Origin of the sequence: Streptomyces sp. NPDC056987 (genome assembly GCF_042673865.1) — a bacterium.
Taxonomy (GTDB): Bacteria; Actinomycetota; Actinomycetes; order Streptomycetales; family Streptomycetaceae; genus Streptomyces.
On sequence record NZ_JBHURV010000018.1, the window covers coordinates 118,713 to 142,668 of the forward strand.

At 72.5% G+C, this 23,956-nt stretch carries 23 protein-coding genes and 1 pseudogene; 8 read left to right on the plus strand and 16 right to left on the minus strand.

Annotated features, from left to right (window positions below; translation table 11 throughout):
- The first annotated feature begins 166 nt into the window (after positions 1-166).
- A complete protein-coding gene (gene xylB / locus ACFTZC_RS21590) occupies positions 167-1,642 on the plus strand; it encodes a xylulokinase (RefSeq protein ID WP_382892042.1) in 1,476 nt (491 codons plus the stop codon).
- Positions 1,643-1,829: 187 nt separating this feature from the next.
- Positions 1,830-3,113, plus strand: coding sequence for a hypothetical protein (locus tag ACFTZC_RS21595; protein WP_382892044.1), 1,284 nt, complete (start codon positions 1,830-1,832; stop codon positions 3,111-3,113).
- Positions 3,114-3,135: 22 nt separating this feature from the next.
- On the opposite strand, the gene ACFTZC_RS21600 is transcribed toward ACFTZC_RS21595, so the two are convergent.
- From ACFTZC_RS21600 to ACFTZC_RS21615, 4 genes and pseudogenes are all read right to left on the minus strand, one after another.
- Complete coding sequence (locus ACFTZC_RS21600; protein ID WP_382892046.1) at positions 3,136-4,050, minus strand: LysR substrate-binding domain-containing protein; 915 nt, start codon at positions 4,048-4,050, stop codon at positions 3,136-3,138.
- Positions 4,051-4,082: 32 nt separating this feature from the next.
- On the minus strand, positions 4,083-5,318 hold the full coding sequence (locus tag ACFTZC_RS21605) for a glycine C-acetyltransferase (protein WP_382892048.1): 1,236 nt from the start codon (positions 5,316-5,318) through the stop codon (positions 4,083-4,085).
- Between the two features lie 101 nt (positions 5,319-5,419).
- Positions 5,420-6,454: an L-threonine 3-dehydrogenase gene (gene tdh / locus ACFTZC_RS21610; protein WP_382892050.1), complete on the minus strand. Its 1,035-nt coding sequence runs from the start codon at positions 6,452-6,454 to the stop codon at positions 5,420-5,422.
- A gap of 370 nt (positions 6,455-6,824) precedes the next feature.
- A pseudogene (locus tag ACFTZC_RS21615) lies at positions 6,825-7,748 on the minus strand (DMT family transporter); the annotation flags it as partial.
- A gap of 171 nt (positions 7,749-7,919) precedes the next feature.
- Between ACFTZC_RS21615 and ACFTZC_RS21620 the strand changes: the two are divergent.
- The 4 genes from ACFTZC_RS21620 to ACFTZC_RS21635 all read left to right on the plus strand — a co-directional run bounded on the left by ACFTZC_RS21620 (position 7,920) and on the right by ACFTZC_RS21635 (position 11,837).
- Positions 7,920-8,519, plus strand: coding sequence for a TetR/AcrR family transcriptional regulator (locus ACFTZC_RS21620; protein WP_382892052.1), 600 nt, complete (start codon positions 7,920-7,922; stop codon positions 8,517-8,519).
- Between the two features lie 216 nt (positions 8,520-8,735).
- On the plus strand, positions 8,736-9,131 hold the full coding sequence (locus ACFTZC_RS21625; RefSeq protein ID WP_382892054.1) for a hypothetical protein: 396 nt from the start codon (positions 8,736-8,738) through the stop codon (positions 9,129-9,131).
- Positions 9,128-10,324, plus strand: coding sequence for an epoxide hydrolase family protein (locus ACFTZC_RS21630; RefSeq protein ID WP_382892056.1), 1,197 nt, complete (start codon positions 9,128-9,130; stop codon positions 10,322-10,324). Before ACFTZC_RS21625 ends, ACFTZC_RS21630 begins: the two co-directional genes overlap by 4 nt.
- A 430-nt stretch (positions 10,325-10,754) precedes the next feature.
- Entirely contained in the window at positions 10,755-11,837 is a 1,083-nt protein-coding gene (locus tag ACFTZC_RS21635) for a hypothetical protein (protein WP_382892058.1), read from the plus strand.
- Positions 11,838-11,914: 77 nt separating this feature from the next.
- Here ACFTZC_RS21635 and ACFTZC_RS21640 read toward each other — a convergent pair whose 3' ends face one another.
- The 9 genes from ACFTZC_RS21640 to ACFTZC_RS21680 form a co-directional block, all read right to left on the minus strand.
- Positions 11,915-13,582 carry a cytochrome P450 gene (locus ACFTZC_RS21640; RefSeq protein WP_382892060.1) on the minus strand — a complete coding sequence of 556 codons (1,668 nt, stop codon included), beginning with the start codon at positions 13,580-13,582 and terminating at the stop codon, positions 11,915-11,917.
- A 99-nt stretch (positions 13,583-13,681) separates the two neighbouring features.
- Positions 13,682-14,296: an ATP/GTP-binding protein gene (locus ACFTZC_RS21645; RefSeq protein ID WP_382892062.1), complete on the minus strand. Its 615-nt coding sequence runs from the start codon at positions 14,294-14,296 to the stop codon at positions 13,682-13,684.
- Entirely contained in the window at positions 14,277-14,660 is a 384-nt protein-coding gene (locus tag ACFTZC_RS21650) for a DUF742 domain-containing protein (protein ID WP_382892064.1), read from the minus strand. The genes ACFTZC_RS21645 and ACFTZC_RS21650 overlap by 20 nt, the downstream gene beginning before the upstream one ends.
- Complete coding sequence (locus tag ACFTZC_RS21655) at positions 14,657-15,064, minus strand: roadblock/LC7 domain-containing protein (RefSeq protein WP_365811849.1); 408 nt, start codon at positions 15,062-15,064, stop codon at positions 14,657-14,659. Before ACFTZC_RS21655 ends, ACFTZC_RS21650 begins: the two co-directional genes overlap by 4 nt.
- Positions 15,061-16,848 carry a sensor histidine kinase gene (locus ACFTZC_RS21660; protein ID WP_382892066.1) on the minus strand — a complete coding sequence of 596 codons (1,788 nt, stop codon included), beginning with the start codon at positions 16,846-16,848 and terminating at the stop codon, positions 15,061-15,063. Before ACFTZC_RS21660 ends, ACFTZC_RS21655 begins: the two co-directional genes overlap by 4 nt.
- 273 nt (positions 16,849-17,121) lie before the next feature.
- Complete coding sequence (locus ACFTZC_RS21665) at positions 17,122-17,934, minus strand: ABC transporter ATP-binding protein (RefSeq protein WP_382892068.1); 813 nt, start codon at positions 17,932-17,934, stop codon at positions 17,122-17,124.
- Positions 17,931-18,695, minus strand: coding sequence for an ABC transporter permease (locus tag ACFTZC_RS21670; RefSeq protein ID WP_382892141.1), 765 nt, complete (start codon positions 18,693-18,695; stop codon positions 17,931-17,933). Before ACFTZC_RS21670 ends, ACFTZC_RS21665 begins: the two co-directional genes overlap by 4 nt.
- Before the next feature lie 83 nt (positions 18,696-18,778).
- Entirely contained in the window at positions 18,779-19,570 is a 792-nt protein-coding gene (locus tag ACFTZC_RS21675) for an ABC transporter permease (protein WP_382892070.1), read from the minus strand.
- A complete protein-coding gene (locus tag ACFTZC_RS21680) occupies positions 19,567-20,541 on the minus strand; it encodes an ABC transporter substrate-binding protein (RefSeq protein WP_382892072.1) in 975 nt (324 codons plus the stop codon). The genes ACFTZC_RS21675 and ACFTZC_RS21680 overlap by 4 nt, the downstream gene beginning before the upstream one ends.
- A gap of 274 nt (positions 20,542-20,815) precedes the next feature.
- Here ACFTZC_RS21680 and ACFTZC_RS21685 point away from each other — a divergent pair, with 274 nt between their 5' ends.
- Complete coding sequence (locus tag ACFTZC_RS21685) at positions 20,816-21,604, plus strand: IclR family transcriptional regulator C-terminal domain-containing protein (RefSeq protein ID WP_382892074.1); 789 nt, start codon at positions 20,816-20,818, stop codon at positions 21,602-21,604.
- 27 nt (positions 21,605-21,631) lie between these two features.
- Here ACFTZC_RS21685 and ACFTZC_RS21690 read toward each other — a convergent pair whose 3' ends face one another.
- The 3 genes from ACFTZC_RS21690 to ACFTZC_RS21700 all read right to left on the minus strand — a co-directional run bounded on the left by ACFTZC_RS21690 (position 21,632) and on the right by ACFTZC_RS21700 (position 23,469).
- Positions 21,632-22,021 carry a roadblock/LC7 domain-containing protein gene (locus ACFTZC_RS21690; RefSeq protein WP_382892076.1) on the minus strand — a complete coding sequence of 130 codons (390 nt, stop codon included), beginning with the start codon at positions 22,019-22,021 and terminating at the stop codon, positions 21,632-21,634.
- 87 nt (positions 22,022-22,108) lie between these two features.
- Positions 22,109-23,107 (minus strand): hypothetical protein, encoded by a 999-nt coding sequence (locus ACFTZC_RS21695; RefSeq protein ID WP_382892078.1) that lies wholly within the window; start codon positions 23,105-23,107, stop codon positions 22,109-22,111.
- The gene (locus ACFTZC_RS21700) at positions 23,104-23,469 is read right to left on the minus strand and encodes a hypothetical protein (protein WP_382892080.1); all 366 of its coding nucleotides are present in this window, start codon (positions 23,467-23,469) and stop codon (positions 23,104-23,106) included. Before ACFTZC_RS21700 ends, ACFTZC_RS21695 begins: the two co-directional genes overlap by 4 nt.
- Before the next feature lie 114 nt (positions 23,470-23,583).
- Here ACFTZC_RS21700 and ACFTZC_RS21705 point away from each other — a divergent pair, with 114 nt between their 5' ends.
- Positions 23,584-23,949, plus strand: coding sequence for a hypothetical protein (locus tag ACFTZC_RS21705; RefSeq protein ID WP_382892082.1), 366 nt, complete (start codon positions 23,584-23,586; stop codon positions 23,947-23,949).
- Positions 23,950-23,956: the final 7 nt, after the last annotated feature.

Here is a 23,956-nt window from a genome sequence, read left to right on the forward strand (position 1 = left end):
GACATGACTAATAATGCATGCCGGTCGCCGCGCGGAGAACCCCCACGCCCCAACCCGGCCGACTCCCCGTCGGAGGCGGTGATCGGCGGGACGGTTCCCGTGCGCGGCGCCATCGCGTAATTTGTTCTCCCGACGTCCAAAACCGCTGCTCGGAAGAGGTACGCCCATGTCGCAGAGCCCGGTCGTGATCGGCGTGGACAGCTCCACCCAGTCCACGAAAGCGGCCTTCACCGACGCCGCCACCGGCCGGCTGCTCGCCGTGGGCCGCGCCCCGCACCGGGTGACCGGCGAGGGCGGGGCGCGCGAGAGCGACCCCGAGGTGTGGTGGGACGCACTGCGCGAGGCGGTCGCGGCCGGGCTGAAGGAGTCCGGTACGGACCCGGCGGCCGTGACCGGGATCGCGGTCGCGGGACAGCAGCACGGCCTGGTGGTGCTGGACCGCGGGGGCCGGCCGCTGCGCCCGGCGCTGCTGTGGAACGACACCCGCTCGGCCCCGCAGGCCGCCGCGCTCACCGAGACGCTGGGCGGCCCGGACGCCTGGACGGCGCGTACGGGCTCGGTGCCGGTGGCCTCGATGACGGCCTCGAAGTGGCAGTGGCTGCGGGAGAACGACGCCGCGGTCGCCCGGGCCGCCGCGGCCGTCAGGCTCCCCCACGACTTCCTCACCGAGCGCCTCTCGGGGACCGCGGCGACGGATCCGGGCGACGCCTCGGGGACCTGCTGGTACTCGACGGCCACCGGCGGGTACGACGAGGAGCTGCTGGCGCTGCTCGGTCTCGATCCCGCCCTGCTGCCCGCCGTCGCGCCCACCGGGGCCACCCGGGTCGGCTCGCTGACGGCCGGGGCGGCGGCCGAACTCGGCCTGCCCGCCGGGGTCGCGGTCGCCGCGGGTACCGGCGACAACATGAGCGCGGCCGTCGGTCTGGGCCTCGGGGGCGCGGGCCTGCTCGACCACCCGGTGCTCTCCCTGGGCACCTCGGGCACGGTCTTCGCCGCCACCCGCACCCGCCCCGCCTCCCCCGCGCTCGCGGGGTTCGCCGCGGCCGACGGCACGTATCTGCCGCTGGCCTGCACCCTCAACTGCACCCTGGCCGTGGACAAGATGGCCGCGCTGTTCCGGCTCGACCGGGAGGACGCGGTGCCGGGCGGCGAGGCCGTCGTCCTGCCGTACCTCGACGGGGAGCGCACCCCGGACCTGCCGAACGCGTCGGGGCTGCTGACCGGGATCCGCCACGACACCACGCCGCAGCAGCTCCTGGGCGCCGCGTACGAGGGCGCGGCCGTCACGGTGCTGCGCGCGCTGGACGAGGTGCTGCGCGCGTGCGGGCTCGATCCGGCGGACCCGGCGGTGGCGGGCCGCCCGATGCGGCTGGTCGGCGGCGGCGCGCAGGGCCGGATGTGGGTGGAGACCGTACGGCGCCTCTCGGGCCGGCCGCTGATCGTGCCGGCCGACGGCGAACTCGTCGCGCTCGGCGCCGCGGCGCTGGCGGCGGGCGCGGCGACGGGCGAGGACCCGGTGGCGGTCGCGACCTCCTGGACCTCCGGCGGGGGGACCGAACTGGAGCCGGTGGAGCGGGACATGGAGACCTGGGAGCGGGTGGGAGCGGTGCTGGACAAGGCGGCGTCGAGCCTGCTGTCCTGAGGGCCCGTCGGGAGAGGCCCGTGTCCCGCCCCCGTCCGACATGCCCCGTCCCACCTGCGTACGGCAGGCACGCCACGCCCCGGTGCGCGCCGACGAGCGCCCCCGCACGCCCCTTGAGGGGGCCTCGGCCGCCCCTCTACGCTGCGGTCTGTGCGGGCGTGGCCCGCGTCGGGGAGGGGGACCGGCCATGTCCGACGCACCGTCCGGGGAAGGGCCGTACGAGAAGGCGGCGGCCGGCGCCGAGCCGCCGCGCTCCGCCGGGGAACCGTCCGAGGAAGCGCTCCTCGAAGCCGTCCTCGCGTACGGCGGCGGCAACCGCCGGACGCGCCATCCGCACCGCGAACTGGCCGAGCGCGTCCGGAAGATCGACCGTCACCAGCTGCTGCGCGTCCGGACCGTCCGGTGCGTCGAGACCCGCGAGCAGGAGGACGCCGAGCACCACGGACCGCTCGATCTGTCCGACCGCCCCCGCTACCAGGACGATGTGCGGAGCTATGTCCTCGCGCCGCCGGCGGACGCCCACGAGACGCTGACGCTGGAGCTGGTGCGCGAGGGCTCCGACAAGGAGATCATCTGCAGCTGCGACAACGGCCGCATCACCTGCCCCGGCTGCCAGGGCAGGGGCAGGCGACCGTGCCCCGATCCGGAGACGGTCATCTGCCCGGACTGCCTGGGGGTCGGCTCGTGCCTGCACTGTCCGGACCCGCCGCGCCGCGAGAGCCCCGCACGGCGCGCGGGCACCGGGAGGCCCGCGACGGGCGGGAAGCCAGCAACGGGTGGAAAGTCCGCGACGGGTGGGAAGCCTCCGGCGGGCGGGAAGTCCCCCGCGGACACCGCGGCGCGGCCCCGCCGGAGCGAACGGAGCGAGGCACCGCCCAGGACCACCTGCGCCCGCTGCCGCAACAAGGACGCGGCCTGCGCCGGCTGCGCGGGCCGGGGCGTCGTCACCTGCGCCACATGCGGCGGCAGCAACGTCGTACGCTGCGAGGAGTGCGACGGCTCCCGCCGTATCGACCACGCGCAGTGCGGCGGCAAGGGCAGCCTCGTGCGCTGGGTCCGGGGGGTCGTCCGGCGCAGGCCGTCCGTCCGCACCCTGACGCTGCCGAAGCAGAGCTGGCCCCGCGCGGTCCGTCACCGGCTGGACGCGCGCACGGCCGGCTGGACCGAACTGACCACCGCCGGGAGCGACCCGTTCGCCGTGCCGGAAGGCGTCGACCGGATCCACCGCCGCTCCCTCGAAGGCCATCTCGCCCGCGAGCCCCGGGAGATCGCGCGCGAGGTGAGCGTCCGGAGCCTGCGCCTGACCCGGCTGAAGCTGCTGAACCAGCCGAACTGGGTCTTCTACGTACTCCCCGGTGAGCGTGGCCTCACCGTCACCCGCGTACCGTCCCGGCTGTTGCTGCTGCGCGCGTCGGGGGCCACGGCGGGCGCCCTGACCGTCCTGGTGCTCCTGCTGATCCTGCTCGGCTGAACCCCCGCGAGCCGACCGCCCCTCACCCCGTCGCCACCCCGGCCGCCGCCAGCGACAGCGCCGCCAGCACCGGCCGGATCAGCGGATGCTCCTCCGCTCCCCGGCGTACGGCGGCGAAGACGCGGCGCGTCGCGGCCGGTCCCACCACGGGGCGTACGACCGTGCCCTTCAGCTCCATGCCGCGCAGCGCCGAGCGCGGCACCAGCGCGACCCCGGCGCCCGCGCCCGCGAGCGCGACCACCGCGCGGAAGTCGTCCGAGGAGTGCGCCAGACGGGGCTGGAAGCCGGCCAGTTCGCAGGCGAGCTGTATGACGTCGTGGCAGGGGTTGCCCGGGTAGGGGCCGATCCAGTCGCTGTCGGCGAGACCTTCGAGGGTGACCTCCGCGCCGAGGCTCAGCGGATGCGCGGCGGGGAGCACCGCGTCGAAGGGCTCCGCGTACAGCGCCACGCGCGAGAGCCGCAGATCGTCCTCGCGCGGGGCGCCCCGGTACTCGACCGCCACGGCGACGTCCGCCTCCCCGTCGAGCACCAGCGGCAGGCTCTCGTCGCCCTCGGCGTCCCGTACCCGGACCCGGATGTCGGGATGGGCCCCGGCGAGCTGCCGCAGCGCCGGGGCGAGCACCTCCGCGATGCCGGTGGCGAACGCGGCGACCGTGACCTCCCCGGCCGTGCCGCCCGCGTACGCGGCCAGTTCCGCCTCGGCGCGTTCGAGCTGCGCGAGGACCTGATGGGCGTGGGCGAGCAGGATGTCCCCGGCGGCGGTCAGCCGCACGCCCCGGCCGCTGCGGGTCAGCAGGGCGTGGCCGGTCTCCTGCTCCAGCGCGGCGAGCTGCTGGGAGACGGCCGAGGGGGTGAGGTAGAGGGCGGCGGCCGCGGCGGTCACCGTACGGTGCTCCGCGACGGCCCGCAGGACGCGCAGCCGGCGGGGGTCGATCACCCGCGCCATCCTGCCAGGTCGCCCAGGCACCGTCAGTCCTTGTTCCCCGTCTCGTTCTCCGCTTCGTTCCCCGTCTCGTTCTCCATGGCCTCCCGCGCGTCCACGAACGCGCGGACCGCCCGCTCCACGTCCTCGGTGGAGTGCGCGGCGGAGAGCTGCACCCTGATCCTGGCACGGTCCATCGGCACCACGGGGTACGAGAAGCCGATCACGTACACGCCGCGCTCCAGCAGCAGCTCCGCCATCCGGCCGGCCGCCGCGGCGTCGCCGATCATGACCGGGGCGATGGCGTGGTCGCCGGGCAGTACCTCGAAACCGGCCTCGGTCATCTTCGCGCGGAAGAGCCGGGTGTTGGCGTTCAGCCGCTCCCGCAGCCCGTCCGCGCTCTCCAGCAGGTCGAGCACCTTGACGGAGGCGGCGGCGATCACCGGGGCGAGGGAGTTGGAGAAGAGATACGGCCGGGAGCGCTGGCGCAGCAGCGCGACGATCTCGGCGCGCGCGGCGACATAGCCGCCGGAGGCGCCGCCGAGCGCCTTGCCGAGCGTGCCGGTGAGGATGTCGACGCGGTCCAGCACGCCGTGCAGCTCGGGCGTGCCGCGGCCACCGGGGCCGACGAAGCCCACGGCGTGCGAGTCGTCGACCATGACCAGCGCGTCGTAGCGGTCGGCGAGGTCGCAGATCTCGTCGAGCGGGGCGACGTACCCGTCCATGGAGAAGACGCCGTCCGTGACGATCAGCCGACGCCGGGCGTCCTGCGTCTCCTTGAGCCGGGTCTCCAGCTCGGCGAGGTCGCGGTTGGCGTAGCGCAGTCGGCGGGCCTTGGAGAGCCGGATGCCGTCGATGATGCTGGCGTGGTTGAGGGCGTCGGAGATGACGGCGTCCTCCGGGCCGAGCAGGGTCTCGAAGACACCGCCGTTGGCGTCGAAGCAGGAGGAGTAGAGGATCGTGTCCTCCTGGCCGAGGAACGCGGACAGCCGCCGCTCCAGCTCCTTGTGGATCTCCTGGGTGCCGCAGATGAACCGTACGGAGGCCATGCCGTAGCCCCAGCGGTCGAGCGCGTCCTTGGCGGCGGCGACGACCTCGGGGTGGTCGGCGAGGCCGAGGTAGTTGTTGGCGCAGAAGTTGAGTACGCCGCCGGGCGCGCCGCCCTCGGCGACGGCGACGGAGGCGCTCTGCGGGGTGGAGATCACACGCTCGGGCTTGAAGAGGCCGGCGGCGCGGATGTCGTCGAGGGTGGCGGACAGATCGTCCCGGACAGACCCGTACATGGGGGCTCCCTGTGCGTTCGTTCTGTGGGCTTCTGCGGGCGGGGCACGCTTCCGCGTGGTTCCGTGTGCTTCCGGCCCGTGGGCGGGGCGAGGACCGCGGTTCAGCGGGTCCAGTCGAGAATGATCTTGCCACTGCGGGCGGTCGCCGCCTCGTCGAACGCGGCGTCGAACTCCTCGTATCCGTAGCTGCCGGTGATGACGGGGGTGAGGTCGAGCCCGCCTTCGAGCAGCACGGTCATCGCGTACCAGGTCTCGAACATCTCGCGGCCGTAGATGCCCTTGACCGTGATCATCGAGGTGACGATCTTCGACCAGTCGATCGCGAACTCCTCGGCGGGCAGGCCCAGCATCGCGATCCGGCCGCCGTGCGTCATGTTGTCGACCATGTCGCGCAGCGCCTCGGGCCGGCCGGACATCTCCAGGCCGATGTCGAAGCCCTCCTTGAGGCCGAGACGGCGCTGCGCCTCGGCGATGCCGGTGCCGGGGTCGGAGACGTCGAGGGCGAGGGTGGCGCCGGCCTTGCGGGCCAGTTCGAGGCGGTACGGGCTGACGTCGGTGATGGCGACATTGCGCGCCCCGGCGTGCCGGGCGACCGCGGCGGCCATGATCCCGATGGGGCCCGCGCCGGTGATGAGCACGTCCTCGCCGACGAGCGGGAAGGAGAGCGCGGTGTGCACGGCGTTGCCGAAGGGGTCGAAGATCGCGGCGATGTCGAGGTCCACGTCGGAGCGGTGGACCCAGACGTTCGAGGCGGGCAGCGCGACGTACTCCGCGAACGCGCCGTCCCGGCCGACGCCGAGGCCGACCGTGCTGCGGCAGAGGTGGCGCCGGCCCGCGAGGCAGTTGCGGCAGGTGCCGCAGACCAGGTGGCCCTCGCCGCTGACAAGATCTCCGACGGCGATCTCCCGTACGGCGGCGCCGACGGCGACCACCTCACCGACGAACTCGTGGCCGAGGACGCGGGGCGCCGTGACGGCCCCGCGGGCCCAGCCGTCCCAGGACCGGATGTGCAGATCGGTGCCGCAGATGCCGGTACGGGCGACCTTGATCAGCACATCCCCGTCGCCGGTCTCCGGCTCGGGTACGTCCATGAGCCACAACCCCGGCTCGGCCTTCTGTTTCACAAGTGCCTTCATGGGGCGCCGCTCCCGGGGGTGATGGTGCTGAAACGGTGATCGACTCCAATGTGCCGACCCCGGCCGCTCCGGTCCATCGAGGATTTCTTAAGCGGGCCCACAGCGCAGCTTCACACGGACGTCACGCGGCGGCCCGGGAGCGCCGCAGCAGCCGACGCTGGCGTGGCACGCGCCCGTCGGACGCGCTGACCTCGGCTTCTTCCAGGCCGTCCGGCGCGGGGGCATGCGCGGCGTACGGCTCGGAGCACGGGGGCGTGCGCGGGGGTACGGGGCAGACCGCGCGCCGGGACACGGCCGTTCGGGTGGCGCCTCCCCTCCGGCCCTGGCGGACGGCGTCCTCCGAAGCACGGACGTCCGGTGCGAGAGCTCCCGGTACGAGGGCATCCGATGCGAGAGCGCCGGATTCGAGGGCATGCGGTTCGAGGGCGTCCGGTTCGAGAGTGTCCGCCGTGGGTCCGCCCACCGCGGCCGTCCGCGTGAGCAGGACCACTCCGCGCGCCGCGACCACGGCGCCCACGAGCGCCGCGGCGATCCCGGGCGTGCCGCCCTGGAGCCCTTCGCCCAGCAGCACCAGACCTATGACGGAGGCGGCGACCGGATTGGCCAGGGTCAGCACCGCGAGCGGCGCGCCCAGGCCACCCCGGTAGGCCGTCTGCGAGAGCAGCAGCCCGGCCGAGGCGAAGGCCGCGACGACCAGGGCCACCGCGCCCACCTGCCAGAGCGGCAGCGCACCGGTGGCCTCGTCACGCTCCGTGGCGGCGACGGTGACCGTCTGGGTGAGGGCGGAGGCGACGCCGGAGATGATCCCGGAGGCCGCCGCGTGACGGAGCCCCGGCCGGGCTCCCGGCCTGGTCAACAGGGCGACCAGGGCCATCGCCACGCCCGCGACCCCCAGCGCCTGCGGCAGGGTCAGCGTCCGCTCGGGGGCCGCGCCCGCGGCCGTCAGCAGGATGACCGCGAGGCCGGCCAGGGTGAGCGCCGTACCGCGCCACTCGCCCCGGCTGACCTGCCGCCCCGCGCGGCGGGCGCCCAGCGGTACGGCGGCGACGAGGGTGAGCGCGCCCAGCGGCTGGACCACCGTGAGCGGGCCGTACGTCAGCGCCACGACATGAAGCAGCGCGCCGGTCGCGTTCAGCCCGACCGCCGTCCACCAGGCGCCCCGGCGCAACAGCGTGAACAGGGGTGTCCCCGGCTCCGTACGGGCGGCGAGTCGTTCCTGTGCGACGGCGGCGCAGGCGTACGCGACGGCGGAGACGAGGGAGAGCGCCACCGCGACGGTCAACTCGGCGCTCATCGGGCCCCCTTGCGTGGACGGCACGGCGCCCTGGGACGACGTGGTGGCAGGCGGCGAGGTCGGCACCCCGCCGTATCGATACGCCAGTGTACCGATACGCATCCGTTTCGGTACACTGGCGTATCGGTACACTGCGGTACCGATGCCGAGCGTGAGAGCCGAGGAGAGACGATGACGACGCCGCAGCGCCGCTCCAAAATCACCCCGGAACGCGAACGGGAGTTGTACGAGGCGGCTCTCGACGTCCTCAGGGAGAGCGGCTACGACGCACTGACCATGGAGGGCGTCGCCGCCCGCTCCCGCTGCGGCAAGTCCACGCTCTACCGGCAGTGGCGCACCAAGCCGCAGCTCGTCGCCGCCGCGCTGCGCGGTACGCGCTGCGTCAAGCTCGCCGATGTCGACACCGGTACGCTGGAGGGGGACTTGAGGGCGGCGGTCCGCGTGGTGGCGGTCGGCGCGGGACGCGACACGGCGCTGCTGCACGCACTGAGCCATGCCGCGTCCCAGAATCCGGAACTGCTGCTGGCGCTGCGGGAAGCCCTCATCGAACCGGAGATCGCGGCCATCGACGCCATGCTGGAGCGCTCCGTGGCCCGGGGTGAGCTGGCTGCGGACCACCCCGCCGCCGAGTTCGTGGCCGCCCAGCTCATCGGCGTGACGCGCGCGCGGCCGACTATGGAGGGGCGGTACGCGGATGAGGCGTATCTCACGCGCTTCCTGGAGGCCTCGGTCCTTCCGGCGCTCGGTCTGCGGACCGGCGCACACCCCTGACCGGCGGACCGTCGTTCCGAGCGGATGACGACGGTCCGCCCGCGCCGCACCGTGGGGACGGGCGCGGCGCACCCTAGGACGGTGGGCCCCTCTCACAAGAGGGGCCCACCGTCATATCCGGACCCTTTGTCTCCGACCACCGGCACGGTGTGCCCTTGCGCAGACACGCCGTCAAGAAGCCTTGACGTCAAGCTGTCCTGACGGAAGACTCGCCCCATGTCCACCCCGGAGGAGCTGGAGCGCCGCTTCACCCTGCGCACCGCCGTCGCACGCTACGACGAGCTGCGCACCCGCGAGTCGCTGTACATCCCCGCCACAGCTGACATCGCCGACATGGATGACACCGCCGCGCTGACCCGCGACGAGACGCTGGAGCTGCTGGCGCTGAGCGAGCTGATCGCCCGCAAGGCAGCGTACGGACGCCAGCTCTCCGTCCGGTCGGCGCGCCGCGCCGGCGCGTCCTGGTCCCGGATCGGAGCGGCTCTGGGCACCAGCAAGCAGGCCGCCTGGGAGGCGCACAGCCGCTGGATCGACGAGCAGGACGGCCGTCGGCACAACGTCCAGGACACCGCCCGGGACACCGCCCGGGACGACGACGGGAAGCGCGCATGACCGCCCCCGCACCCGCCTCCCCCGGTCCCGGGGCGCTCACCCCCTTCACCCTCGCCGTACCGCAGCGGGAGCTGGACGATCTCGCCGCCCGGCTGGCGGCGACCCGCTGGCCCGCCGCGGCCACCGGTGCCGGCTGGTCCCAGGGCGTCCCGCTCCCCTACCTCCGGGAACTGGCCGCGTACTGGGCCGACGGCTACGACTGGCGCGCCCAGGAGGCCGAGCTCAACGGCTTCCCGCAGTTCACCACCACGATCGACGGCGCCACGATCCACTTCCTGCACATCCGCTCGCCCCGGCCCGACGCGCTCCCGCTGCTGCTCACCCACGGCTGGCCGGGCTCCGTCGTCGAGTTCCTCGATGTGATCGGCCCGCTGACCGACCCGCCGGCGTCGGCCCGCGGCGACGCCTTCCATCTCGTGATCCCCTCCCTCCCCGGCTACGGGCTGTCCGGTCCGACCACCGGCCCCGGATGGGAGGTACGCCGCATCGCCCGGGCCTGGGCCGAGCTGATGCGGCGGCTCGGTCATGACCGGTACGGCGCGCAGGGCGGTGACTGGGGGCATGCGATCACCCTCGAACTGGGCCGTGCCGACGCGGACCATGTGGTCGGCGTCCACGTCAACACCCTGCTGACCCCGCCGCCCGACGACCCGGCCGTGGCCGCCGCGCTCGGCGACGACGACCGGGAACGACTGCGCCGTACGTCCGCCGCGTACGCCGAGATGTCGGGGTACGCACAGCTCCAGAGCACCCGGCCACAGACCCTCGGTTACGCGCTCACCGACTCGCCGGTCGGCCAGCTCGCCTGGATCGTGGAGAAGTTCGGGGAGTGGACGGACTCGGCGGAGGTGCCGGAGGAGGCGGTGCCGCGCGACCGGCTGCTGACCAATGTGATGCTCTACTGGCTGTCCCGTACGGCGGGTTCATCGGCGCGGCTGTACTGGGAACACGCCCACGCCCCGCACACCCGGCCCCCGTCCGGTTCCGCGCGCGAGCCGTATCCCACGCCGACCGGGGTCGCGGTCTTCGGCGGGGATCTCGCGCGTCCGGTCCGGCGGCTCGCCGAGCGGGACCACCCCGTCGTCCACTGGACGGAGTTCGACCGCGGCGGCCACTTCGCCGCCCTGGAGCAGCCCGGGCTCTTCGTCGACGACATCCGGTCCTTTTTCCGCCGCTTCCGCCCGCGGTGCTGAGCCCGGCCCAGGGGTGCGGAGACGGATCGAGGGCGTTCGTCTCTTCGCAGGACCGTTCATTGACGTACTGTCCCCGATCCGGAAGCCTCCGGATTCCGTACGCTCCGGACACGGGCCGTGACGAAATCACCGCCGGGGACCCCGCCACGGACGCCGATCGGGGTGGAGTGAGGAGGCGGGCGAAGGCGCGTGGCGGCGCGGGGAAGTCCGTATCAGGGGGGCGTGAACCGTCTCCCCGACGGGCTTACCGGAACCCGGACCAGCTTGATCAGGACAGCTCACAATCAGTCAATTTCAGCCAGGCGCCGGATACATGCGCCGCTGTTGACGATCCGACATGGCCATATACGCTCCCCTACGCCCCCGTCCCCACGGCATCCCGCCTCGTCAGCGCACCGCGCTCCGCCCGTCCCGCATCTGGAGGCCGATCGTGACCTGTGTCTCGGAACAGCACCTGACCCAGCAGCTTCCGGCCGTACCGTTCTACTGTCCGGTTCCGCCCGCCCGGCACCGCGCGGGCGGGGTACTCAACGACCGGACCGTGCGGTGGATGCGCAATCGGCGGCTCGACGAGGACGAGCGGCAGCTCAAACGTCTCGCCGTCTGCGACTTCGGCGGTCTCGCAGCGGCGACGATGCCGTACGGACAGCTCGGTCCCCTCGCTCTGATGGCCAAACTGCACGCCGTGCTCTTCTCCCTGGACGACGCGGTGTGCGACGAGTCCGGGGCGACGGCGGACCGGCTGGCCCAGGAGACCTCGCGCATCATGCGCGCGCTGGAGGCACCGGACACCGGTTCCGCGGGCGACTCGCCGCACACCGCCGCACTGCGCCTGCTCCGGCTGGAGTTGGAGGAGTACGCCTCGGCCCGCCAGCTCCGCCGGTTCACGGAGGCGATGCGCGTCTACACCTCGGGGCTGGTGTGGGAGGCGTCCTGGCGGAGCGATGCCCGGCTGCCGTCGCTCGACGACTACGTCACGCTGTGGATGCGGGCCATCGGCATGGCGCCGTCCACCGCCATGATCGAGATCGTCGGCGGTTTCTCCGTGCCGGACGAGGACCTTCAGGACGCGCGCGTACGGGCCCTCACCGAGATCACCTGGACGCTGGTGAGCTGGGACAACGACCTCTACTCCCGCAACAAGGAGCTGGAGCGGGTGGGCGACGACCTCAATCTGATCGATGTGGTCTGCCAGGAACAGGGGTGCGATCCGCAGCGCGCGCTCGTCCGGGTGGTGGCGATGCGGGACCGGATGATGGTCCTCTTCGACCGGCTGGCCGCGCAGGTCGCCGAGGAGGCGGACGACGGCCTGCGGCGCTACGTACGGGGGCTCGCCCAGTTCGTCCGGGGCCACCTCGACTGGGCGTCGCTCTGCCCCCGTTACGCCGTGGTCTCGGGCCCGCGGACCCCGACCGGCGGATGGTGGAAGCAGCAACCGGCCGACAACAGCCCGGAGCCGCTGCCGATCCCGACGATCGCCTGGTGGTGGGATCAGCTCGCTCCGGCGCACTGACCCCTCCCTCCCCCTCCGCTCCCCTTCTCTCCTTCTCCACGGCCCGGCAGCCCGCTCGTGCCCGCGCGGCCGTCCGGTCAGTACCCGCGCCACCAGCGGGCGACGGCCTGCCAGGCCCGCCGGGGCGCGCTGGTGCCCGGGCGCTGCTCCGGAACGGCAACCGCTACCGGAGCGGGAGACGGAGCCGAAGCGGAAGCCGAAGCCGGAGCCGGCATCACCGGGCCACCGTCCGGGTTTCCGCCCCCCGGAGCCGCCGACGGCGCGGGCGAGTCGACCTGCCACCGCGGACGCGGTACGGAGGCCGTCGCACTCGGCGGTCCGGTGACGTCCTGGGGCGGCCGGGGCGCGAACGTCACCGGCAGCTCCTGAAGCTGACGCGACATCAACGCGGCCGACCAGCGCAGTTCGTGCTCCTCCACGGCGAGCTGCAGATCCGGCAGGCGCAGCAGCAGCGCGTCGATCCCGGTGTCGGCGATCGCGCGGCCGATGTCCTGGCCCGGGCACTCGTGCGGGCCGCCGCTGAAGGCGAGATGCGCGCGGTTGCCCCGCATGGAGGCGTTGACGTCGGGCCGTACCACCGGGTCCACATTGGCCGCGGCGATCCCGACGACCAGTGCGTCGCCCGCCTTGATGGACTGCCCGCCGAGTTCGGTGTCGCCGACCGCCCAGCGGCCGAAGATGGTGGTGAACGGCGGCTCGTCCCAGAGCGTCTGCTCGACCGCCTCCGGCAGGGTCATGTGGCCGCCGCTCAACTGGGCGCGGAACCGTGGGTCGGTGAGCACCATCCGCAGCGCATTGGCGATCAGGTTGGCGGTGGTCTCGTACGCGGCGATGAGCACGAGCCGCAGATGCTGGCTCACCTCGTCGTCGGTCAGCCCCGCCGGATGCTGGGTGAGCCAGGTCGCGAAGTCCTCCTCCGGCGCGGTCCGGCGCCGCTTGACCAGCCGGGTCAGGGCGGCCATCACGTACGTGTTGCTCTCGTTGGCGGTGGCGGTGCCCTTGATCATGTCGCGGGCCGCCTGCACCAGCCGCTCGTCGTACTCCTCCGGCATCCCGATGATCTGTGCCATCACCATCATGGGCAGGTGCTCGGCGAAACTGCTGACGAGATCGGCCTGCCCGGCCTGGCAGAAATCGTTGACCAGCCGGTTGCTGTAGCGGTTGATGTAGCGGCGTACGCCCCGGTGGTCGATGCGCGCGATCGAGTCGGTGACCGCGCCCCGCAGCCTCTCGTGGTCCGCGCCGTCGGCGAAGACGCAGATGGGCTGCCAGGTGAAGATCGGCGCGAGCGGGTGGTCGGGGGGCGCGCTGCCGTCGTGGAGCGCGCGCCAGCGCCGGGAGTCCCGGGAGAACTGCGAGGGCGTGCGCGTCATGTGGAGGTTCTCGCTGTGGCCGAGGACCAGCCAGGCGGGGACGTCCCCCTGGAGGAGCACGGGCGCCACGGATCCGTGTTCGGCTCGCAGTTTCTCGTACAGGCCCATCGGGTCGTTCTCGGCCTCGGGCCCGTACAGCCGGCGCGGTCCGGCCGGGGCGGGACCGTGCGGGGCGGGACCGTGCGGGGCGGGACCGTGCGGGGCGAAGCCGTCGGGGCCGAAGCCGTCCGGGGACGGGGCCACGCCGTTCACCGGCCCGGCGGGCAGGCCGGTGGGGAGCAGGCCGCCGGCGTTCAGACCGTGGGCCGGGCAGCCGGGGGGCGGCACGGCATGGCCGTCGGGACCGGGTCGCTGGGGGAAGGGGGTGGTCACGGTCGCTCCAGAGTCGGGGAAAGTACGGGACGGAGAGAGGGAGGGAGGAAGGAAGGGCGAGGGGAGTACTGGAGGAGTACGGAGGGGCCGCCGTGCCGGTCACCCGGGTGGCGCGGAGAGCGTGTGCAGGTAGCTCATCAGCGTGAGCAGCACATCGCGGCTCGACGCCCGCAGCCGCGCGTCGCAGTCGACCATCGGCACCTCCTCCGGCAGGTCGAGCGCGGCCCGCAGCGCCTCGACGGGGTGGTACGGGGCGTCCGGGAAGGTGTTGACGGCGACGACGAACGGTACGCCGCGTTCCTCCAGGCGTCCGATCACGTCGAAGCTGACTTCGAGGCGGCGGGTGTCGACCAGGACCACCGCGCCCAGCGCGCCTTCGAAGAGGCCGTTCCACAGGAACCAGAAGCGTTCCTGGCCGGGGGTGCCGAAGAGGTAGAGCACCAGCTGTTCGGTGAGGGTGATCCGGCCGAAGTCCATGGCGACGGTGGTGGCGGTCTTGCTCTCCACCCCGCGGTTGTCGTCCACCCCCACCCCGGCCTGCGTCATGGTCTCCTCGGTGGTGAGGGGCCTGATCTCGCTGACCGAGCCGACCATGGTCGTCTTGCCGACCCCGAAACCGCCCACGATCACGATCTTCACCGCCGAGGTGGCCGTGGTGGGGAGGATGTCCTCGGCCCGCGGGCCGGTGATCGTGTCAGAGTTTCTGGAGTCCATGCATCACCGCTTCGAGAAGGGACCGGTCGGGAAGCGCGGCGCGGACGACGGGTGCGCGCGATTCGACCAGCTCGGTCGCGAGGAGTTCGGTCAGCAGCGCGGTCACCACGCTGAAGGGGAGGCTGAGATACGCGGAGATCTCGGCGACGGAGAGCGGCCGGTGACAGAGCCGCAGGATGGCGGCCTGTTCCGGCTGGACGGTCGGTGACGGCTCCACCTGTGCGACGATCATGGTGACCAGGTCGAGCGGTGCCCGTTCGGCGCCGTCCGGGCCGCCGGTGATCACATAGAGCCGTTCCGGGTCTCCCACGTCCACTTCCGGCGCTTCCGGCTGCCGGCGTTCACGTCGGGGAGGCGGGGTCATCCGGCCTGCCCGTCATGGCGCGGCGGACTGGTGAGATGGGCTCCGATCCGGACCACCATGTCCCGCATCCGGGCGCCGACGAGCCCCGCGTCCACCGTGTCGTCGGCGAGGACCGCGAGATACGCGCCCGCGCCGGCCTCCATCAGATAGAAGAAGCCGCCCCCGACCTCGATGACGACGAGCCGCATCCGGCCGTCGCTCAGCGGGATCTCGGCGGCGACGGCGGCGGCCAGGCTCTGGAGCCCGGCGCAGGCCGCCGCGAGCCGGTCGGCCACATCCGGGTCGCCGCCGTGCCGGGCGATCCTGAGCCCGTCGGCGGAGAGCACCACGATCTGCTGGATCTGCGGCACGCCGTCGGCGAGTTCCTTGAGCATCCAGTCCATGTTCGCCCGCTGCTGGATCACTTCAGATCTCCCTTGCCCCGCACATCGTCGGATTCACCGTGGTCGCCGGTCCGGCCCGGCGACTCGCCTGTTCCGGCCGCGGGCTCCCCGGGGGTGCCGTTGACCGCTTTCGTGAACGCTTCGAGCCAGATGCCGGGTCCGGGCTTCTGCTCCGGCGTAAGGCCACCGGCTCCACCGGCTCCGGCGGCTCCGACTCCCGGGCCGTTCGCGGCTCCAGGGCCGAACCCGTTTCCGGGGCCGATTCCGTTTCCGATCCCGCCGTGGTCGTGGGTGCGGCCGTGCGCGGCACCGTTCGCCGTACCGTTGGCGCCGCCGTTCGGCGGGCCGTACGGCTGGCCGCCCGCCCGGCCGGCGCCTCCGTAACCGGCCCCCTGGAGACCGAGGTTGTGCGAGCCGAGCGGGGCGCGGCCCCGGCTGCGGCGCTGGGGCAGTCCGTTCTCCGTCCACTCCGTCACCACCGGCACGTCGTCCTCCCCCACCGCCGCGACCGGGGCCGGGCGCCGGGGGCCGGTGACCGGTCGCGGCACCCGGTTGGCGGGGCGCAGCACATCCGTCGTGGGCAGGTCCGACACGCTGCCGCGGGGCAGCGCCGAGGCGCCGATGCCGTGGGCGATCCCGGGTGCGGGCCCGGTGGTCACGATGGAGCGCGGCACGATGAGGACGGCGCGGACGCCGCCGTACGCCGACTGCCGCAGCGAGACCTGGAGGTGGTACATCTGGCAGAGCCGCCCGACCACGGCCATGCCGAGCCGGGGGGTCTCGCCGAGGTCATTGAGGTCGATACCGGCCTGGGCGCGCGCGAGCATGCGCTCGGCGCGGGCCCGCGCCTCCTCGCTGAGGCTGACGCCGCCGTCCTCGATCTCGATGGCGATCCCCGTCTGCACCTCGACCGCGGTGACATGGACGCGGGTCTGCGGCGGTGAGTAGCGGGTGGCGTTGTCGAGGAGTTCGGCGCAGGCGTGGATGAGCGGTTCGACGGCGGTGCCGATGATCGCGACCTTGGAGATCGAGTGCAGGTCGACGCGCTGGTACTCCAGGATCCGGGACATCGCCCCGCGCAACACGCTGAACAGCGGTACGGGGCGGGGCCATTGGCGTCCGGGCCGGGCCTTGCCGAGCACGGTGATGGAGTCGGCGAGCCGGCCGATCAGCGCGGTGCCGTGGTCGATCCGCAGCAGGTCGTCGAAGACCTCGGGGTTGCGGCCGTGCGCGTCCTCCATCTCCCGCAGCTCACTGGCCTGTTGGTGTACGAGCGACTGGACGCGGCGCGCGATGTTCACGAAGGAGCGCTGCGCGGACTCGCGCATGGCCTCCTCGTCGTCGACGATCTGGAGCACGTACTTGAGCAAGGCCCGCTGGGCTGCGGGCAGTTCGCGGTAGCGCTCGTCGCCGTCGACGACGACGCGGATCACCTCGTCGGGTGATTCGCCCTGGCGGAGCCGGTGGACCGCGGCGGGCACCAGCTCCTTGCCGAGCCGGACGCTCTCCTCGTCGTGCTGGGCGAGACGTCCCTCCAGCAGGGAGATCCGGTACGCGTAGTGCTCGTGGAGCACGCTCACCGCCCGCCGCCTGCGCGCCAGTTCCCCCGCGCACCAGCCGATGACGACCAGGGCCCCGGCTCCGTACAGCGCGAGCGGTATCCGGGCGGCGTCCTCGACGAGGACCACCATGAGGGTGGTCGCCGCGGTGACGAGGAGGACGGGGAGGACCAGCGCGCGGAATCCCGGTGAGGTCTGTTCCTTGGGTGGTGACTGTTCCTTGGGTGGTGCTTCAAGACGAACCATGTAAGCCCTCTGGCGGTCGATTCAGGTCGGGTTTCGAACAATCAAGGAACCTGGGAACAAGTGCCTGATTACGTATCAACTCGGCGCGTAACGCGAGAGCCTAACCCGGCCCGTTCGGCACTTCGGCGTATTCACGCAACCTCATGCACAGGCGCCCCACGGAGGCATAGACTGCGCCGATTTGCACGCTGCGCAGTCCCGGCGGCACAAAGGGTGACCACATCAGTGCGCGCGACGAACAGCCGCCCGAAGGCGGTGCGGACAGGCGTCCCGTCAGAGGGCCCCGTCGCCGCGCTTGGCGAGCTGGATCTGCTCGTACACCCGTGTGCGCAACTCCGCGAAGCGCGGGGCGACCCGTGTCCGGAGCTGGTCCCGCTCCGCCGGAAGGTCGATCTTCACCTGTTCCTGTACGACGGTCGGCGAGGCGGAGAGGATCAGCACCCGCTCCCCCAGATAGACGGCCTCGTCGATGTCGTGGGTGACGAACAGGATGGTCATGCCGCGCTCCCGCCAGAGCCCGCGCACCAGGTCCTCCAGCTCGGCCCGGGTCTGCGCGTCCACCGCCGCGAACGGCTCGTCCATCAGCAGCACTTCGGGCCCGTACGCCACGGCGCGGGCGATGGCCACCCGCTGCTGCATGCCGCCGGAGAGCTGCCACGGGTAGGCGCCGCCCGCGTCGGCCAGGCCGACGGCGGCGAGGGCGTCCTCGACGAGTTCGCCGCGCCGCTTCCGGTCGAGCGACCTCCGTCGGCGCAGGGGCAGTTCGACGTTCTCGCGCACCCGCATCCAGGGGAAGAGGCTGCGCCCGTACTCCTGGAAGACGACGGCCATGCCGGGCGGCGGCGCGGTGATCCGCCGCCCCGCCAGCCGGACTTCACCGTCGGTCGGGGCGAGCAGCCCGGCGACACACTTGAGCAGGGTCGTCTTGCCGCACCCCGAGGGGCCGACCAGGCAGGCCAGTTCGCCGGCGCCGAGGGTGAAGGTGAGGTCGCGGACGGCCTCGACCCGGCGGCCCTTCCCCTCGTACACCTTCCGCAGCCCCCGTACGTCGAGCATCCCGCCCCCTTCCGTGACGTCGACGGTCATGACGACCGCCTCGCCCTGCGCAGACCGTGGTACCAGCCGAGAGCCCGGCGCTCGGCCGCGCGGAACAGCACCGAGAGCAGGAAGCCGAGGACGCCGAGCAGCAGGATGCCGCTCCACATCTCGGGGATGGCGAAGCCCCGCTGGAACTGGACGATGGCGAAGCCGAGGCCGTTGCCGGCCGCGAACATCTCGCTGATGACCATCAGGATGATGCCGATCGACAGGGCCTGGCGCAGCCCCGCGAAGATCTGCGGGCTCGCCGAGCGCAGCACCAGATGGCGCAGCCGCGCGGTGCCGCCGATGCCGTACGACCGCGCGGTCTCGGCCAGTACGGGGTCCACGGCCCGTACGCCCTCCACGGTGTTGAGGAGTACGGGCCACACGCAGCCGGTGGCGATGACCACGATCTTCATGGTGTCCCCGATGCCCGCGAAGAGCATGATGACGGGCACGAGCACGGGCGGCGGCACCGCCCGCAGGAACTCCAGGACGGGCTCGGTCGCGGCGCGCACCCGGCGGTACGAGCCGATGACGACGCCGAGCGCCACTCCGGCGACGGCGGCCAGGGCGTATCCGGCCGTGAGGCGCAGCAGGCTCGGCAGTACGTCGTCCACCAGCCGCCCGCCCGTCCACACCTCGCCGAAGGCGCCGACGACGGTGCGCAGCGGCGGCGCGTAGACACTCGTGCTGGAGTCCGAGGCGATCCACCAGCCGGCCACGAGCAGCGCGGGCAGCGCGAGGACGAAGAACACCCGGCGCAGCGCGCGGAGGGGCGCGGTGGGCGCTCGGGTCGCGTGCGCGTCGTTGGCGGGCGTTTCGGTGGCCCGGGCCTCGGGCGTCTCCTTCACGGGGCCACCTCCCCGCGTACGGACTGGTGCCAGGCGAGCGCGCGCCGTTCGACGGCCCGGACGCCGGTGTTGATGAGCAGGCCGAGCCCTCCGGTGACCACCACCAGCGCGTACATCTCCGGCACCGCCTGCGAGGTCTGGGCGACCGCGATCCGGGCGCCGATCCCCGGTGCCCCGATGACGAGTTCGGCGGTGATCGCGAGGACGAGCGCGACGGCGGCGGCCAGGCGTACGCCGGTCATGATGTACGGGAGGGCGGTCGGCCAGAGTACGTAGCGGATCCGGGCCCAGGCGCCGAGTCCGTACGAGCGCGCTGTCTCGTCCGCGACCGGGTCGACGTCACCGACTCCGTACAGCACCTGTACGAGAACCTGCCAGAAAGCCGCGTAGACGACGAGCAGCAGCGTGGAGCGCAGGTCGGTGCCGTAGAGCAGGACGGCGAGCGGGATGAGCGCCACCGAGGGGATGGGGCGCAGGAATTCGACGGTGGAGGCGGTCGCCTCGCGCAGATACGGCACGACGGTGAGGACGATCCCCACGGTGACGCCCGCGACGACGGCGATCAGCAGGCCGAGCGCCCAGCCCGTGAGGGTGTCGCCGAGCGCCGTCCAGAACGCGGCGTCGGACAGCTCGGTGCCGAGGGCGGCAGCCACCCGGCCGACGGGCGGGAGGTAGTCGGCGGAGACCAGTCCGGTACGCGGGACCAGCTCCCACAGGGCGAGGAACGCGGCCAGACCTCCGGCCCCCAGTGCGGCGTCGACCAGCCCGTTTCCGCCTCCGCGGGTCATGGGAGGAGCTTGTCCAGATCGGGTGCGGAGCGGAAGATGCCGTCCTGCTCGCCGAGTTTCGCCAGCGTCTCGATCGATGCCCGGTCGGGCTGGGCCGGCCAGCGGGGCAGGATCAGGTCCGGCAGTATCGCCACGGGGATCTTGGTGTAGGTGGTGAGGATCCGGCGGACCTCGTCGGGGTGGCTGTTGGCGTACTCCAGCGACTCGGCGGTGGCCTCCTGGAACTTCTTCACCGTCTCCGGATTCCGCTCCGCGAATTGGGTGGAGGTGAAGTACATCGCGACGGTGAGATCGGGCGACACGTCGGCGTACTGGGAGGCGATGACGGTGCCGCCCTGGCTCTTGACCGTGGCCAGCGCGGGTTCGACCACCAGGGCCGCGTCGACCCGGCCGCCGGCCAGGGCCGCGGGCATCTGGTCGAAGGGCAGCTCGACGAAGTCGACCTCGGCCGGGTCGCCGCCCGCCTTGCGCACCGATTCCCGTACGGACGTGTCGCCGATGTTCTTCAGCGTGTTGATCGCGACCTTCTTGCCCGCCAGGTCCTTGGCGGAGGTGATCGGGCTGCCCTTCTTCACGGCGATGCCGCCGAAGTCGGCGCCCTGTTCACCGGTGGTCGCGACGCCGTTGGCCACCGCCTTCACGGGGATGTCGTTGGTCTGGGCGATCATCAGGGAGGTCATGTTGGAGAAGCCGAACTGGAACTGCCCGCTGATCACGGCGGGGACGATCGCGGCGCCGCCCTGGCCGGTCTCCAGGGTGAGTTCGAGGCCGCGCGAGGAGTAGAACCCCTTCTCCTTGCCCAGATATATGGGGGCGACATCCACGATGGGGATGACCCCGACCTTGACGCGGGCCGTGCCGCCCGAGGCTCCAGCGCCCGAGCCGTCCGAACCGTTCGCATCGCTCCCGCCGCAGGCGGTGGCGGTGACCAGGAACGCGGCCGCGATGACCGCGATCGACAGTCGGCGCATGAACCCTCCTTCGACGGACGGCACTTCCGGCGGACTGTGCGCAGCCCGCACAACAATTCCCAGCGGGAACATAGGGGCAGCCGCCGTCACGGGTCAACGGTCGTGCAGCGTCCTCACCGACTGTGGCGTACAAGGGAGTTGGGGCTCAGAGATGGCAACGGCCGGTCGACCGGGGCGTTGTTGACAGCCGTCGGACCCGGCTCCTAGCGTGCGCATCACGCACACAGATACGCGGATCACCCATGCCACACATCAGGGTCGACGGAGGCAACTGATGAGTGCTGCCCAGGCACGTGAACCCCACTTCGTCCAGTCCTTCGAACGGGGGCTGTCGGTGATCCGCGCCTTCGACGCGCACCATCCGGAGCTGACGCTCAGCGAGGTGGCCCGCCTCTGCGGCCTCACCCGGGCCGCCGCGCGCCGGTTCCTGCTGACGCTCGCCGATCTCGGCTATGTCCACACGGACGGGCGGCTGTTCCGGCTCAGCCCCCGCGTCCTCGAACTGGGGTACTCCTACCTCTCCAGCTTCTCCCTGCCCGAGATCGCCGAGCCGCACCTCGAACGGCTGGTCGCCGAGGTACGCGAGTCGTCCTCGCTCTGTGTGCTGGACGGCGACGCCATCGTCTACGTGGCCCGGGTCCCGGTGAGCCGGATCATCACGGCGTCGATCACCGTCGGCACCCGCCTGCCCGCCCATGCCACCTCGGTCGGGCGGGTGTTGGTCGCCTTCCTCCCCGAGGAGGAGCGCGACTTCCGGCTCAAGGGCGCCGAGCCGGCCGCCCTCACCCCGTACACCATCGTCTCCGTCGATCTGCTGCGCGCGGAACTGGAGCGGGTACGGCGCCAGGGGTACGCCATCGTCGACCAGGAGCTGGAGGAGGGCCTGCGCTCGGTCGCCGTGCCCGTACGGGACCGGACGGGCACGGTGGTCGCCGCGGTCAACGTCCCGGTCCACGCGAGCCGGCACTCGGCCGAGTCGGTACGCCGCGACCTGCTGCCCCCGCTCCTCGCCACGGTGGCCCGGATCGAGGCCGACCTGCGGGTGGTGGCACCGCGGAGATGAGCGGGGTGGCGCCGGGCGCGGACGGGGTCAGGCGGGCACATCCCCTTCAAGGAGCTTGACCAGCTCCTCCACGAGGGCCGGAGCCTCCCGCTTCAGCGCGACGATGTCCATCCCCTCGTCGCCGAGGATCGAGAGCAGCGCCCGGTCCCCCACCGCGAGGACGATGATCTGCCCGGCCGCGCAGCGGATGACCACGTCACGGAGCGCGCCCGCGTCGGCCTGCTGCGCCATGCGCTGCCCGAGCCCGAGGGTGGCGGCGGCGAGGGCGGCCACGGACTCCGGCTGGAGTGTGTCGGTGTCGGCGGCGACCATCAGGCCGTCGGCGGTGGACAGAACGCTCTCCGACGCTCCCATCACCCGCTCACGGAGCGAGGCAAGAACATCGACGAGTGACGTGACGGACGAGTCTGCGTGCATGGTTTTCGCTCCTTGGTGATGATCCGGCAGCGGTCCTGCCGTGGGGCGTGCGTACGAGGCTCGGACTGCGTCCCGCGGCGACAGGTACTAGCCGTCCGACTGTCCGAAGAGTTCCTGGTGTGCCGAGGGCTCCGCTTCCTCCGCTCCGCCGAGGGAAGCCGGCACAGCGCCCGGCTTTCCGCCCGGGGTCCAGCGGGGGCGGGGGCCCGGGACCCGGCGCGGGAGGGAGCCGGCCGGGGGCGGCGCCGCCGCGCCGGACGGTCCGCCGGCTCCCGCGCCCGGGACGCGGGGCGCTGTGCTCGGCCGGCCCGCCGGGCGCCGGCCGCCTTCCCACTGGATGAGCTTGAGGTCGTCCATCCGGATCAGGTCCACCATCACGGCGAACAGCCCCCGGCCCAGGAAGAAGGCGAGGTCGCGCGGTGTGCGGCGGCCGTTGGCGACGGCGAGGAGCGCGGTGTGCCGGGGCGCCAGCCGGCCGGCCACCCGCTCCGCGCTCGCCGAGGGCCGCAGCCGTGTCCTGGCCAGTTCGCCCGGCGATCCCCAGCGGCCGGTGACGAACGCCAGCCGCCGCGCGGTCTCCTCCGCGACGCTCTGCGGCTGCGCGGGGTACCCCGCGAGTACCGTCCGGGTGGGCCCGCCCACCTCCCAGCCGTCCGGCCGGGTCAGCGCCAGCGCGAAGGCGCCCTCGTGGATCGTCGCGGTGCAGAGGACCTCCAACTCGGTCTCACCCACCAGCCCCTGGGCGACGAGGGCCGCCCCGAGACCGTCCACGTCCCGAGTCGCCGCGAGACCGGCCGCCCACCCCTCGTCGGTGATCCGGCCCGACTTCAGAAGGGCGGACTCGACCGAGGGGGTGCCCGGGGTCTCCACGGCGCTGATCAGGCCGTTCCTGAGGTGAATCGTTCCTCCAGGTGACCCGGAGACCGACACCGTACCGCTGTACTTCTCCTGTTGCAGCCGTACCAGCAACGCCGTGACATTGCGCGGCGCGGAACCGTGCGCGGGCGCCACGGCCGGAGCCTGCGGGGGACTCGTCCACAACGGGACCGGCTGCGCGGCCTCCGGGATGCCCGACCCATCGCTCATGCGAGCACACCTTCCGCGTGTTCCGTGAGCCGGCGCATCGCCAGGGCGAGATTGGTCCGGTCGCGGTCCAGCGCCGCGACCAGCAGCACGGGGTCGCCCGCGCGCCGTACCGTCTGCACCACGTGGTAGCGGCGCGCACTCGTCACGATCACGCTCTCCAGCTCACTGTCGCCCCCGGCCCGGTCCGACTGGCCCGAGATCACCGCGGTGAGTTCGGCCGTCTCCACGCCGTCCCCGACCTCCAGGACATCGCCGACCACGCAGTACGTGAGGCCGGTGACCGCGTCCACCAGAGCGGCCCCGGTGATTCCTGGCATCTCCATGAGCCGGGCGAGGGACGATTCGATCGCTGACACGTACATCCCTTCGAGTTACGGCTGATTTCACAGTACTCTAGCCTTCAACTAGTACCCTGGTGACCAGGTTTGACATTATTTCGACCGCAAAGTTTCGGCTCGTAGAACAGGACCACAGCGATGAACCTTGAGACCGCGCTCAAAGAAGCCATGGCGATCGAAGGCGCCCTCGGTGTGGCCGTGGTCGACTACGAGAGCGGGCTGTCCCTCGGAACGCTGGGCGGGGGCCAGGGACTTGACCTGGAGGTCGCGGCGGCGGGGAACACCGAGGTCGTCCGGGCCAAGATCCGCACCCTCGCCACACTGGACATCGAGGACAGCGTGGTCGACATCCTGATCACCCTCGGCAAGCAGTACCACCTGATCCGGCCGCTCATCTCCAGCCACGGATCACTCTTCCTCTACCTCGCGCTCGACCGCACCCGCGCCAACCTCGCGCTGGCCCGCCACAACCTCAAGCGGATCGAGTCCGAACTCGCGATCTGAGGTCGCG